Annotated in this window: 11 protein-coding genes; 7 read left to right on the top strand and 4 right to left on the bottom strand. The window is 69.5% G+C overall.

The genetic code is table 11. From position 1 onward, the window contains the following. The first annotated feature begins 12 nt into the window (after positions 1–12). Positions 13–1,689: an energy-dependent translational throttle protein EttA gene (gene ettA / locus Val02_RS45220; protein WP_203905560.1), complete on the top strand. Its 1,677-nt coding sequence runs from the start codon at positions 13–15 to the stop codon at positions 1,687–1,689. Between the two features lie 30 nt (positions 1,690–1,719). On the opposite strand, the gene Val02_RS45215 is transcribed toward ettA, so the two are convergent. Beyond that, positions 1,720–3,984, bottom strand: coding sequence for a DUF2298 domain-containing protein (locus Val02_RS45215; protein ID WP_203905559.1), 2,265 nt, complete (start codon positions 3,982–3,984; stop codon positions 1,720–1,722). Beyond that, entirely contained in the window at positions 3,981–5,009 is a 1,029-nt protein-coding gene (locus tag Val02_RS45210) for a glycosyltransferase family 2 protein (RefSeq protein WP_203905558.1), read from the bottom strand. The genes Val02_RS45215 and Val02_RS45210 overlap by 4 nt, the downstream gene beginning before the upstream one ends. 87 nt (positions 5,010–5,096) lie before the next feature. Here Val02_RS45210 and Val02_RS45205 point away from each other — a divergent pair, with 87 nt between their 5' ends. The 3 genes from Val02_RS45205 (at position 5,097) to Val02_RS45195 (ending at position 6,823) form a co-directional block, all read left to right on the top strand. Then, positions 5,097–5,498, top strand: coding sequence for an acyl-CoA thioesterase (locus tag Val02_RS45205; protein WP_239153819.1), 402 nt, complete (start codon positions 5,097–5,099; stop codon positions 5,496–5,498). Then, complete coding sequence (locus tag Val02_RS45200; RefSeq protein ID WP_203905557.1) at positions 5,486–6,121, top strand: DUF8185 domain-containing protein; 636 nt, start codon at positions 5,486–5,488, stop codon at positions 6,119–6,121. The genes Val02_RS45205 and Val02_RS45200 overlap by 13 nt, the downstream gene beginning before the upstream one ends. 162 nt (positions 6,122–6,283) lie before the next feature. Further along, positions 6,284–6,823 carry a type III secretion system chaperone family protein gene (locus Val02_RS45195; protein ID WP_203905556.1) on the top strand — a complete coding sequence of 180 codons (540 nt, stop codon included), beginning with the start codon at positions 6,284–6,286 and terminating at the stop codon, positions 6,821–6,823. A 55-nt stretch (positions 6,824–6,878) separates the two neighbouring features. On the opposite strand, the gene Val02_RS45190 is transcribed toward Val02_RS45195, so the two are convergent. Continuing rightward, entirely contained in the window at positions 6,879–8,678 is a 1,800-nt protein-coding gene (locus Val02_RS45190; protein WP_203905555.1) for a glycoside hydrolase family 6 protein, read from the bottom strand. Positions 8,679–9,075: 397 nt separating this feature from the next. Further along, positions 9,076–9,687, bottom strand: coding sequence for a DUF4291 domain-containing protein (locus Val02_RS45185; RefSeq protein ID WP_203905554.1), 612 nt, complete (start codon positions 9,685–9,687; stop codon positions 9,076–9,078). 68 nt (positions 9,688–9,755) lie between these two features. On the opposite strand from Val02_RS45185, the gene lepA reads away from it, so the two are divergent. From lepA to Val02_RS45170, 3 genes are all read left to right on the top strand, one after another. Then, positions 9,756–11,630: a translation elongation factor 4 gene (lepA, locus tag Val02_RS45180; RefSeq protein WP_203905553.1), complete on the top strand. Its 1,875-nt coding sequence runs from the start codon at positions 9,756–9,758 to the stop codon at positions 11,628–11,630. A 2-nt stretch (positions 11,631–11,632) separates the two neighbouring features. Next, positions 11,633–12,118 (top strand): NUDIX hydrolase, encoded by a 486-nt coding sequence (locus Val02_RS45175; protein ID WP_203905552.1) that lies wholly within the window; start codon positions 11,633–11,635, stop codon positions 12,116–12,118. 67 nt (positions 12,119–12,185) lie between these two features. After that, positions 12,186–12,473 carry a GlsB/YeaQ/YmgE family stress response membrane protein gene (locus tag Val02_RS45170; protein WP_203905551.1) on the top strand — a complete coding sequence of 96 codons (288 nt, stop codon included), beginning with the start codon at positions 12,186–12,188 and terminating at the stop codon, positions 12,471–12,473. Positions 12,474–12,580: the final 107 nt, after the last annotated feature.

Below are 12,580 nucleotides of genomic sequence, written 5' to 3'. Positions count from 1 at the left end.
GGGCGCAACACGGTGGCGCAGTACATCTACACGCTTGAGAAGGCGCGCAAGGCGCACGGCGACAAGGTCGTCCTGGACAACGTGACCCTGTCCTTCCTGCCCGGCGTGAAGATCGGCGTTGTCGGCCCCAACGGCGCCGGTAAGTCCAGCCTGCTGCGCATCATGGCGGGCGAGGACCAGGTGAGCAACGGCGAGGCGCGCCTCATGCCGGGCTACACCGTGGGCATGGTCGCCCAGGAGCCCAAGCTCGACGAGTCCCGCACCGTCCTTGCGAACATCGAGGACGCCGTCGCGGAGACCAAGGCGAAGCTCAACCGGTTCAACGCGATCGCCGAGGAGATGGCGGTCGAGTACACCGACGAGCTGATGGAGGAGATGGGCAAGCTCCAGGAGGAGTTGGAGCACGCGGACGCGTGGGACATCGACTCCAAGCTGGAGCAGGCGATGGACGCGCTGCGCTGCCCGCCGGCGGACGCCCTCGTCGGGCCGCTCTCCGGTGGTGAGAAGCGCCGCGTCGCGCTCTGCAAGCTGCTGCTGCAGCAGCCCGACCTGCTGCTGCTCGACGAGCCCACCAACCACCTCGACGCCGAGAGCGTGCTGTGGCTGGAGCAGCACCTGGCCGCCTACCCGGGCACCGTCATCGCCATCACGCACGACCGGTACTTCCTGGACAACGTCGCCTCCTGGATCCTCGAGCTCGACCGCGGCCGCACCTACCCGTACGAGGGCAACTACTCCACGTACCTGGAGAAGAAGGCGGCCCGCCTGCAGATGCAGGGGCGCAAGGACACCAAGCTGAAGAAGCGCCTCGAGGACGAGTTGCAGTGGGTGCGCTCCAACACGAAGGGCCGCCAGTCCAAGTCGAAGGCGCGTCTGGAGCGCTACGAGGAGATGGCCGCCGAGGCGGAGAAGACCCGCAAGCTCGACTTCGAGGAGATCCAGATCCCGCCGGGCCCGCGCCTGGGCAACCTGGTGATCGAGGTGGAGAACCTGCAGAAGGGCTTCGACGACCGGACCCTCATCGACGGGCTGTCGTTCTCGCTGCCGCGCAACGGCATCGTCGGCGTCATCGGCCCCAACGGCGTCGGCAAGACCACGCTCTTCAAGACGATCGTCGGCCTGGAGAAGGCGGACAGCGGCTCGGTGCGCGTCGGCGACACGGTGCAACTGTCCTACGTGGACCAGAACCGCGCCGGCCTCGACGGGCCGCAGACCGTCTGGGAGGTCGTCTCCGACGGGCTGGACCACCTGATGGTCGGCAAGGTCGAGATGCCGTCCCGCGCGTACGTGGCGGCGTTCGGCTTCAAGGGGCCGGACCAGCAGAAGCCGGTGAAGGTGCTCTCCGGCGGTGAGCGCAACCGGCTCAACCTCGCGCTGACCCTCAAGCAGGGCGGCAACGTGGTGCTGCTCGACGAGCCCACCAACGACCTCGACGTCGAGACGCTCTCCAGCCTGGAGAACGCGCTGCTGGAGTTCCCCGGCTGCGCCGTGGTCATCTCCCACGACCGGATGTTCCTGGACCGGGTGGCCACGCACATGCTCGCGTGGGAGGGCGACGAGGAGAACCCGGCCAAGTGGTTCTGGTTCGAGGGCAACTTCGAGGCCTACGAGAAGAACAAGATCGAGCGGCTGGGTGCCGAGGCGGCCCGGCCGCACCGGGTGACGCACCGCCGGCTGACCCGGGACTGATCTCCGCGATCCGCCGCTGGCCCTCAGGGGTCAGCGGCGGATTTCGTACACCGCCAGCTGGCCGTTGTCGTAGCGCTTGTCGGCCAGTGATGCCAGCGTCGGCGACTCGGTGCCGCTGCGCCGGTCGACCACCAGGTACCGCACCTTGTAGCGGGTGCGCAGGTCGCGCAGCCCGTCCGCCGTGGGGGAGAGGAACGCCGCGTCGTTGGCGCGCAACCGTTCCAGATCCCAGAACTCCCCGTACGGCCCGGTGGGGCGCGGCGCGAAGCCCCAGCCCTCGACGAGCACCGAACGCCCGGCGTAGCCGCTGAGCCAGAAGACGCGCGCGTCGCAGTTCGACACGTCCTGCCCGGCGGCGGGCGGGTACAGGCAGTGCGCGTTGGTGGCGACGATGTCCCCGGGATCGCTGTGCGCCCGCACCCAGCGCGCGGCGTCCACCCGGGAACGCGGCAGCGGGGCGGTGAAGTACGGCCCGCCCTGCGGCGCCTTGAGCGTCTGGTACACGTCCATCGGCAGGTGGTGCGCACCGGCCAGCATGACGAACGTCAGCGCCACCAGCACGCCCCTGCCGCGCAGCGCCGGCGCGAACCGCCGCCCGACGAACCACGCACCGGCACCGAGCGCCCCGATCAGCGCGAGCCCGGCCGACCACTTCAGGATCGGCAGCACCGGGGAGTACGGATGCGTGCCCTGGTCCGGCGACGCGAAGCGGACCTGCGCCGCGAGCAGGGCCAGCGCGAGAAGAGCCGAGCCCGACGCGAGCGCCACCAACGCCCGCCGGGTGAGGCGGGCGTTCTCCAGCGCGATCGCGTAGCCCCACCCGGCCGCCAGCACCAGGAACGTGAAGCCGGCCCGCGCGAAGTACTGCGCGTTGACCGTGCTGAACGCCAGGTACAGCGCCGGCCCGGCGAGCGCGCCGCCGAGCAGGAACCACACGACCGGCTCCCACTCCCGCGGCTTCCGGGTCAGCAGCGGCCCGGCGGCCAGGCCCCGGATCTGCATGTTCACCAGGAAGCCGAGGACCACGCCGCCGACGATCAGCAGGTGTTTCCACAGTGGACGGTCGGCCGGCCCGTCCCAGAAGACGGCGAGGTTGGACAGCGGGTCCAGGGCGAGGCCGTAGGTGCGGAACCGGAACAGCACGGCCGTCGCGATCAGCTGTGCCGCCAGGCCGAGCGCGATCAGCACGGTGACCGGCCAGGGGATGCGCCGCTTCGCCACCAGCAGGGCGAGCCACACCATGCCCAGCGCGGCGAGCGCCACCGGCAGGGACGACGCCTTGGCCCCGGTGGACGCCAGCATGAACAGGAACGCCAGGACGTACAGGCCGGTGGCGCGGGCGCGTTCGAGGAGGACGGCGACGACACCGATCAGCGCCAGCAGGAACACCCAGGAGTAGGTCAGCGACATCCCGTGCCACACGGCGAAGCGCACCTGCGTGCCGAACGGCTGGGTCAGCGGGTTGCTGAAGCTGACCTCGCCGATGACCCACATGAGGACCGCGGCGGCGGCGCCGGCGTACGGCTTCCCGCTGACCCGCCAGCCGATGACGGCGGTCAGCAGCACCGAGGCGAGCGACAGCCCGGGGACGGCGAGGCGCAGCGAGACCACGGTCAGGTCGATGTGCCCGATCAGGCCCACGACGGCCATGTGCATGTGGCCGAACCAGTGGTAGGTGAGGGGTTCCCCCGACACCTGCGGGAGGTCCGGCGGGAAGCGGTGGGCCGCTTCCCCGGCCAACGACAGCTGATACGCCAGGTCCAGGTACTGCCGGTCGTCCTCGCCCGCCGGCAGTATCGGATTCACTCGGAGGAACGCCAACGCGAGATAGCCGACGAAGAACACGGCCGCCGCGGCGACGACCCAGGCCCAGCCGATCGGCACCGGCGTGTACCCGCGCACCCACCAGTGCCGGCGCAGCCGCGGCACCGCCACGAACGGCACCACGACGGCCAGCGGCCACAGCCACAGCAGCCCCGGCACACCGAGGCCGACGAAGACGGCCCAGCCGGCGATCTCCAGCACGAGGCCGACGGCGATGCCCATCGCCAGGTCGTCGACGAGCGAGTGCACGGTCGGCCGGACGGCGCGGTACACCAGCGTCCCCGGCACCAGAACGGCCCCGAGCGTGTACAGCGCGTACTTGAGGATGTCGAGGACGGGTGTGCCCGTGGCGATCAGCGCCCCGGCGGTGAAGAGCAGCGTGACGGCCAGCGGCGCCCAGCGCAGCGGCGAACGCGCGCCCGCGACGGCCGGTCCTCCCGTCGTGGGCGCGTCGACGAGCGCCGTGCTCATCGGGTCTGCTGGGCCATCGGCACGCGTTGCGCCGGAACCAGCGCCGGCTCGGCCGCGAGGGTCTGCTCCGGGGTCATCGGCTGGCCGGCGTTGAGCGAGTCGTAGCCGATGAAGTACATGGGACGCCCCTGCACGGTGACGAAGATGCGGCCGATGTACTCGCCGAGCAGCCCGAGGCAGAGCAGCTGAACGGCGCCGAGGAACAGCACGGCGATGTACAGCGACGTCCAGCCGGAGACCGTGGCCCCGCCGAAGTGCGCCGCGATGGCGATGACGGCGAGCACCGAACAGAGCACCACCCCGCCGACGCCGAGCCAGGTCGCGATGCGCAGCGGCGCGGCCGAGAAGCTGGTGATGCTGTCGGTCGCGAGCAGGAACATCTTGCGCAGCGGGTACTTCGTGCTGCCGGCGGCCCGGGCCTCCCGCGCGTAGGTGACCTCGCCGCTCGGGAAGCCGAGCCACGGGATGATCATGCGCAGCACGGGCTGGCGCTCGGGCAGCGCGCGCAGCGCCTCGATCGTGGCGCGGCTGAGCAGCCGGAAGTCGCCGGCGTGGTTGGGCATGCGGCGCCCGACGACCCTGCGCATCATCCGGTAGTACAGCCCGGCGGTGAGCCGCTTGAACGCCGTGTCGGTGCTGCGGTCGTCCCGCGCGCCGTAGACGACGTCGAGTCCCTTGTCGACGGCGAGGGCCAGCATCTCCGGGATCTTCTCCGGCGGGTCCTGCAGGTCGGCGTCGATGCTGACGGCGTACGCGCCCCGGCAGCTGAACAGGCCGGCGAGCAGCGCCGCCTGGTGTCCGCTGTTGCCGCGCAGGCGCAGGATCCGCAGCTGCGGCCAGTCCCGGGCGATGCCGCTCAGGATCGCCGCCGTGGCGTCCGTGCTGCCGTCGTCGACGGCCACGACCTCGTAAGCGTCCGGTAGCGCGTCCAGAACGGGGCGTAGCCGCGCCGCCAGTAGTCCGACGACGTCCTCCTCGTTGTACATCGGGATGACGACGCTCAATGTCAGCGCGGGGCCAGTCATAGCGTCGAATCGTACGTGAGCCGGTTTCGACCGGATGTCCGTCACTCCCATGGCCAATCAGTCAGCCGATCGGACTAGCCTTTCACGGTGTCTCGCTACCTGTATCACTGTCCGCTGCGCTGGTCCGACCTGGACGCGTACGGGCACGTCAACAACGCCCGGTTCCTCACGCTGTACGAGGAGGCCCGGGTCGCGCTGATGTTCGTGGAAGCAGGCAAGGCCGGGGTGAAATCGTTCAGTCGCGGGATCGTGATCTCACGCCATGAAGTGGACTATCTGCGACCGGTCGACTACACCGACGGCGTGCGGGTAGAACTCTGGATCGAGGAGATCCGGGCCAGCCGGTTCACCGTCGCATACGAGCTGTTCGACGGGGAGGCCGTCGCCAGCCGGGCGCGGACGACCTGTGTGCCGTACGACCTCACGGGCGGCCGTCCACGCCGCCTCACCGACGCCGAACGGGAGTTCCTGGAGCCGTGGCGGGACTGATCGGGCGCGACGCCGGGGCGTTCCTGGCGCATCTGCTGCGGCTGGACGGGACGGCCGTGGTCCGGCTGCGTCCCGCGGGCGGCGTCGTGCAGCTCTGGGCGCGGTTGCCCTTCGGTGTCCTCGTGACCCGCGAGGTGCGGGCCGGGGTGGTGCGCGACGTGACCGTTCGCGCGAAGGATCTTTTTGACGTGGTGCGGTCGGGCGGTGACCGGCTGCCGGCCGCCGTCGACGCGCAGTGGCGGTGGCCGCTGCCTCCGCACGCGGGCGCGCAGGTCGAGGAGTTGCCCGCCGCCGAGGTGCGCAGGGTGGTCGACGCGGCCGCCAAGGTGGTGCGCGACGCGATCGCCGAGGGGGTCGGCGGGCGCGCGGTCGGCACGCGGCGCATCCGCGACGCGATGCTCGACCACGTGCCGTTCGTGATCGATCACGCCGGCGAACGCTTCGACGTACCGCAGCGTCAGGTGCAGGGGCTCGTGCGGATGGGCTTCCTGGGTGACGACCCGGTCGCCGTGCGTCGGGCCGCGCGATGGACCGGCCTGGCCGCCACGCACGGTAGCTGCTGGTACCTGCCCGTCGGGGAAACCCTCTACCTGCAGGTAGCCCCCTATCAACCCAACGGCTGAGGTGCCTATCATCCGATCACTCAGACGGGGGATTTGGGGGGCTGCCATCGGTCCCCCGAACGGGTACCGTCGTGCGTCGAGCCCACGGTCGGTTATCGGATAGATACAGACCGATGAGATGGGTTCGACTGGGGAGATGCTCTTAAGCAGGGAGCGCGTGCTATGCCATGGTTTTCCTGGCGTGCCGGTAATGCCGACACGACACCGGAGAATTCGGCGGGTGTCGCCACGGTGACCGCCACACCGTTGGAAGACGTCACGCCGACGACGGAGGAAGAAGCACGGGTCGCACCGGTCACGATGGAGCGGCTCGGCGAGGCGCTCGACGCGGTCGACATCCGATTTCTGACCGACGGTGGCGGCAGCCTGCTGGCGCTGTGGGAACGGCACGCCGTGCTGTTCACGCTGGAAGGCCCGACCGACGAGATCCTGGTGATCCGGGTCCGTCCACACGCGACGGTGCCGCCCGACTGGGCGGACCGCGCCTACCGTGTTGTCAACGAGTGGAACCACACCCGCCGGTTCTGCAAGGCCTACGTCGGTGACCCCACCGACCGCGGCCAGCTACCCATCTACGCCGAGCTCCAGGTGCCGCTGGGAGCCGGTGTGCACGACGCGCTGCTGCGCGAGCTGGTCGACTGTGCCGCCGCCGTCGCGGGCGGGTTCATCGACTGGCTGCACGACGACGGGGGACTTCTCTAACCACCACATACGAAGCGGCGCCGGCCCGTCAGGACCGGCGCCGCTCCTTTGTCACCTAGAGCGCCGGGTAGGCGTTCTGCATGAGCTGCGCGAACTGCGCCGGGAACCACGCACCGGAGATCGGCGCGCCGTCCAGGGCACCGGTCGGGTTGTTGCCGTTACGGTCGTTGCCGCCGTAGGTCGGGTCACACATCCGGTCGAAGCCCTTGCCCTCGTTGTTCGGGATCTCCTTGCTGGAGCCGTCCGACTCACCCGGGGGCTTGATCCACACGTAGGCGTCGATGCCGCTGGCCGGGTTGGCCCGCGGCCGCTCGCCGAGGCCCGCACCGCTCTGGTTGCACCAGTTGCCGGCGTGGATGCGCCGGTCGACGCGGCCACCGTTGACGTAGTTGTCCACGCTCGTCGTCGGGCCGGGGCCCGCCGGACGGGCCGAACCGCCCCAGCCGTTACGGGACGTGTCGATCAGCATGCCGATGTTGGCGTCGAAGCCGAGCGACACCAGCTTGGTCCGGTACGCCTGGGCGAAGGACTGCTCGTCGACGTAGAAGTTCCAGTCGATCCACTTCGCCTGGCGGACGGAGGTGCCGTTCACCGTGTCGGTGATCTTCACGTACGGCTCGACCAGCGCGGAGTAGTTCGCCGTGTTGGTGATGAAGCCGTGCACGTTGTTGAACCCGGCCTGGCGGGCGGTGGACGCGAACAGCTCGGCCGATGGGCCGAAGTTGCTGTCCCAGCCCAGCCAGCCGTGGTGGCCGGCGTCGATGTAGTTGTAGACGTTCGGGATCGCACCGAGCTTCTGCAGGGCGTACGCGACACCGTTGACGTACTCGCCGTTGGACTTCATCGTGGCGCAGGTGGCGAGGTTGGTGTTCGTCACCAGGTTCGGCAGCGAGTCGATCTCGATGATCGCGATGATCCGCAGGTTGCGGTACTTCGTGTCGCTCATGATCGACGCGATCGGGTCGATGTACTCGGCCTTGTATCGGTTGAGCTCGCCCGGCTTCAGCTCACCGTTGGAGGCGAGCGCCGAGCAGTCGCGGCCGGGCAGGTTGTAGATGACGAACTGCGCGTAGCCGGCGCCCTGCGCCACGGCGGCGTCGAGGTGGTCACGCAGACCCATCGAGCCGTTCGAGGAGCTGTCGTCGGTTCCCTCGATGGCGGCGATGCGGTCCAGCCACACGCCGGTCGGGTTGTTGGAGACGCGGTTGCCGCCGGAGACCGACTCGGCCTTCGCCTTCCACTCCGGGTTCACGTAGCCGGTGGCGCCCTCGTACGGGTTGTTCACCCGGCTGCCGACCGGCGGCGGTGAGGTGGTGACCGACGGGCCGGCCGACGAGGGGCGGGCCGATGACGGTGCGGCGCTCGACGGGCGGGCCGACGAGGGGCTGGAGCCCGGGCTCGACGGGCCACCGGTCGGGATGACCCCGCCGTTGCAGGTGACGCCGTTCAGCGTGAACGACGTCGGGTCGACGTTGGTGCCCGAGTAGGAGCCGTTGAAGCCCGGCGTCACCGAACCGTTGGTCGGGATGCTGCCGTTGTACGTCTCGTTGGTGAGCGTGACGTTCTGACCCGACTGCTGGTACCTGCTGCCCCAGGACTGGGTCACCTGCTGGTTGCCGGCGTAGGAGAACTTCAGCGTCCAGCTCGACAGCGCGTCGCCCAGGTTCGTGATCTTGAGGTTGGCGGTGAAGCCGGTCGGCCACGAGTTGGCGGTGTACGTGACCGAACAGCCGGCGGCCGCACTGGCGCTCGTGGCGACTGCGGCCACGGTGCCGGTGGCGACGAGGGCCACCGCCGCCGCGGCGGCCAGACCGCGGCGTCGGCGCGCCCAACGTACGCGGGGGATGAGTCTCATGCGGATGCGCTCCTCGCGACATCTCTCGCACCGGCGGCACGGTTCAGGGGGTGGCCGCGCGATGCGAAGGGGTGATCGGAAAGTGGTCGCGGCCGGGGTGTCGGAAATACTCCGCGGCGACCGTGGAACCCGAGATGTGCCAGGGATCGGAAGCGTGGCATGGAATCGCTCCCACGCGCAACCGGGACGTCCGGTGACTGAAAGCTTTCACGCCTTCACGCAGGTCAGAGGTGGTGTCCGGGCGTATCGCTTTCGGCCGCATCGATCGCCGTGCTCGGATCTGACCCGAACCCGGATGTAAGCAGGGCGAGCCGATCTGGAGGTGACGCAACTCGTCGTGCGGGCATCGCACCGTGCCGGAGTCGGAACCGGACCGGTGCGCCCCACAGGAGAAGAGCTAGGACGCGCCGACCCGGGCCGCGACCGCCCCCGGAAGGGGATAGGGACGCTCCGGCGGTAGGCGCCTCGCGGCCTCGACGATGTCGGGGTGTGCGCCCCGCACCAGGCCGCCGATCTCGTGGACGAAGTTGGTGATGTCCACGATCTCCGTGATCCACTCGTCGACGTAGCGGTCGACCGCCTCGCCGCTCAGCCCCACCTGGATCGAACGGTGGTCCAGCGGCCCCATCCGCAGCGAACGCTCCGGATCCCACTGCACCCGCACGGGACTGCTGTCGCGTACCCGGGACCACAGCTCGGCCGACGGGTACACGCGCCGGTCGTAGTGGCTCAGCGCGGCATTGGCCAACGCCCACTCGAACCCGTCCCGGCTCATCCGGATCGCGAGCACCCGGGTCTGGCCCGGCTTGGTGGCGTAGCCGCAGCGGTACATCATCCAGCGGAACGACGGCTTGATCCACGTCATCCGCTCCCGCTTGAACGGCGGCACGAGCGTGCCGGCGGCGAGCGCGGCGTCGGCGATCTCCGGCGGGTACGCCTGGTACACGATGATCGAGGTGTCGTCGAAGACGGCCCGCACCTGTCGAGGCGGGGGTGAGGGCTCGGTCATGTCGGCATGGGACCATGGAGACGGCGTGCGCGCCAATCCGAATTTTGTTCCCGACCGAACGGAACGCTGTGCCACCGACGCTCGATCCCGGCAGCCACCCCGGCGCCACCGCACCGGAGCGCATCCGCAACTTCTGCATCATCGCCCACATCGACCACGGCAAGTCGACGTTGGCGGACCGGATGCTGCAGCTCACGGAGGTGGTGGACGCCCGTCAGATGCGCGCCCAGTACCTGGACCGGATGGACATCGAGCGCGAACGCGGCATCACGATCAAGAGTCAGGCCGTGCGGATGCCCTGGCAGGTCCGCGAGGGCGAGCGGGCCGGCGAGCCGTTCGTGCTGAACATGATCGACACTCCGGGGCACGTCGACTTCACCTACGAGGTCTCCCGCAGCCTGGCCGCCTGCGAGGGCGCGGTGCTGCTGGTCGACGCCGCGCAGGGGATCGAGGCGCAGACGCTGGCCAACCTGTACCTGGCACTGGAGAACGACCTCCACATCATCCCGGTGCTCAACAAGATCGACCTGCCGGCCGCCCAGCCGGAGAAGTACGCCGAGGAGCTGGCGCACCTGATCGGCTGCGAGCCGGAGGACTGCCTCAAGGTCTCCGGCAAGACCGGCGAGGGCGTGCCGCACCTGCTCGACGAGATCGTGCGGCAGTTCTCGCCGCCGGTGGGTGACGCCGGCGCGCCGGCCCGCGCGATGATCTTCGACTCCGTGTACGACGTGTACCGGGGCGTCGTCACCTACATCCGGGTCATCGACGGGAAGATCGAGGCCCGCGAGCGGATCAAGATGATGTCCACCGGCGCCGTCCACGAACTGCTGGAGATCGGCGTCATCTCGCCCGAGCCGGTCAAGGGGACCGGCCTGGGCGTCGGCGAGGTCGGCTACCTGATCACCGGCGTGAAGGACGTGCGCCAGTCCCGGGTCGGTGACACCGTCACGATCAACTCCCGGCCGGCGGCCGAGTCCCTCGGCGGGTACAAGGACCCGAAGCCGATGGTGTACTCCGGGCTGTACCCGATCGACGGTTCCGAGTACCCGCTGCTGCGCGACGCGCTCGACAAGCTCAAGCTCAACGACGCGGCCCTCAACTACGAGCCCGAGACCTCGGCCGCGCTCGGGTTCGGGTTCCGCTGCGGGTTCCTCGGGCTCCTTCACTTGGAGATCATCCGGGAACGCCTCGAGCGGGAGTTCAACCTCGACCTCATCTCCACCGCGCCCAACGTGGTGTACCGCGTGGAGCTGGAGGACGGCTCGGAGGCGACGGTCACCAACCCGAGCGAGTACCCGACCGGCAAGATCGCCAAGGTCTACGAGCCGGTGGTCCGGGCGACCGTGCTCACGCCCAACGACTACGTCGGTGCGGTGATGGAGCTGTGCCAGGGCCGGCGCGGCCAGCTCAAGGGCATGGACTACCTCTCCTCCGACCGGGTCGAACTGCGCTACACGCTGCCGCTCGCCGAGATCATCTATGACTTCTTCGACCAGTTGAAGAGCCGCACCAAGGGCTACGCGTCGCTGGACTACGAGCCGACCGGCGAGCAGGAGTCCGACCTGGTGAAGGTGGACATCCTCCTGCACGGCGAGGCGGTGGACGCGTTCAGCGCGATCGTGCACAAGGAGAAGGCGTACAACTACGGCGTCACGATCGCGGCCAAACTGCGTGGGCTCATCCCGCGGCAGCAGTTCGAGGTGCCGATCCAGGCGGCGATCGGCAGCCGCATCATCGCGCGCGAGACGATCCGGGCGATCCGCAAGGACGTTCTCGCGAAGTGCTACGGCGGTGACATCACGCGCAAGCGCAAGCTCATCGAGAAGCAGAAGGAAGGCAAGAAGCGGATGAAGATGGTCGGCCGGGTGGAGGTGCCGCAGGAGGCCTTCATCGCCGCGCTGTCGACCTCCGACGCCCCCGCCGACACCAAGGGCAAGAAGTAGGAGTGCCGCGCTACTGCCCGGCATGCGCGGCGGCGCTGCCGGGCCCACCGCCGGTGACCTGCCCGGCGTGCGGCTACGCCCAGTTCGTCAACCCGCGCCCCACCGGCCTGTCGATCATCCTCGACGGCGACCGGGTGCTGCTCCTGCGCCGCGCCCGGGACCCGGAGGCCGGCCGGTGGGCGCTGCCCGGAGGCTTCTGCGACGGCTGGGAGGCGCCGGCCGACGCCGCCGTCCGGGAGGCCCGCGAGGAACTGGGCGTCGACATCGCGCTGGATCGTTTCGTGGGCATGTTCATCGCGACGTACCCCTTTCAGGGGGAGCTTCTGCCGGTCCTGGACTGTTTCTGGGCCGCCCATATCAGTGCAGGTCAGCCGCGTGCGGATCCGGCCGAGGCGAGCGAATTGCGCTGGGTCGCGCTGGCCGAGGTGCCGCCGCTGGCGTTCGCCTCGATGGACGCCGCGATTAATGAGGTGAGAGCCCACGTTTGATCCGTCCCGGTGCCGGGCAATAACACGTCGTACCGAAAACTCACCCCCGGCTAGGGAGGAAAAGGACGTGGAACTCACTCTGTTCGGCATCATCACGGCGCTGATCGTGGGTCTGATCGTCGGTGCGCTCGGCCGCCTCGTGGTGCCGGGCCGCCAGAACATGCCCATCTGGCTCACCATGGTCATCGGTGTTGTCGCGGCGCTGCTCGGCACCGTTGTGGCCCGCGCGCTCGGCATCGCGACCGAGACCAACGGCATCGACTGGATGGAGCTGCTGGTGCAGGTCCTGCTCGCCGCCGTCGGTGTGGCCCTGGTGGCCGGCATCGGTGGGCGTGGTCGCCGCAGCTACCGGTAATCCACTACGTAAAGGCCCCCGGCGCTCGCATCGCCGGGGGCCTTCGTATGTCCAAATCTAGCCGGTGTTCACCACCGGCCGCCGCCCTACCGGAGCCAGGGAATGTT

Source organism: Virgisporangium aliadipatigenens, assembly GCF_016863615.1.
In the GTDB taxonomy this organism is placed as follows: domain Bacteria; phylum Actinomycetota; class Actinomycetes; order Mycobacteriales; family Micromonosporaceae; genus Virgisporangium; species Virgisporangium aliadipatigenens.
The sequence above is the reverse complement of the archived record's forward strand: the minus strand, read 5'-3'. Positions and strand labels throughout refer to the sequence as shown.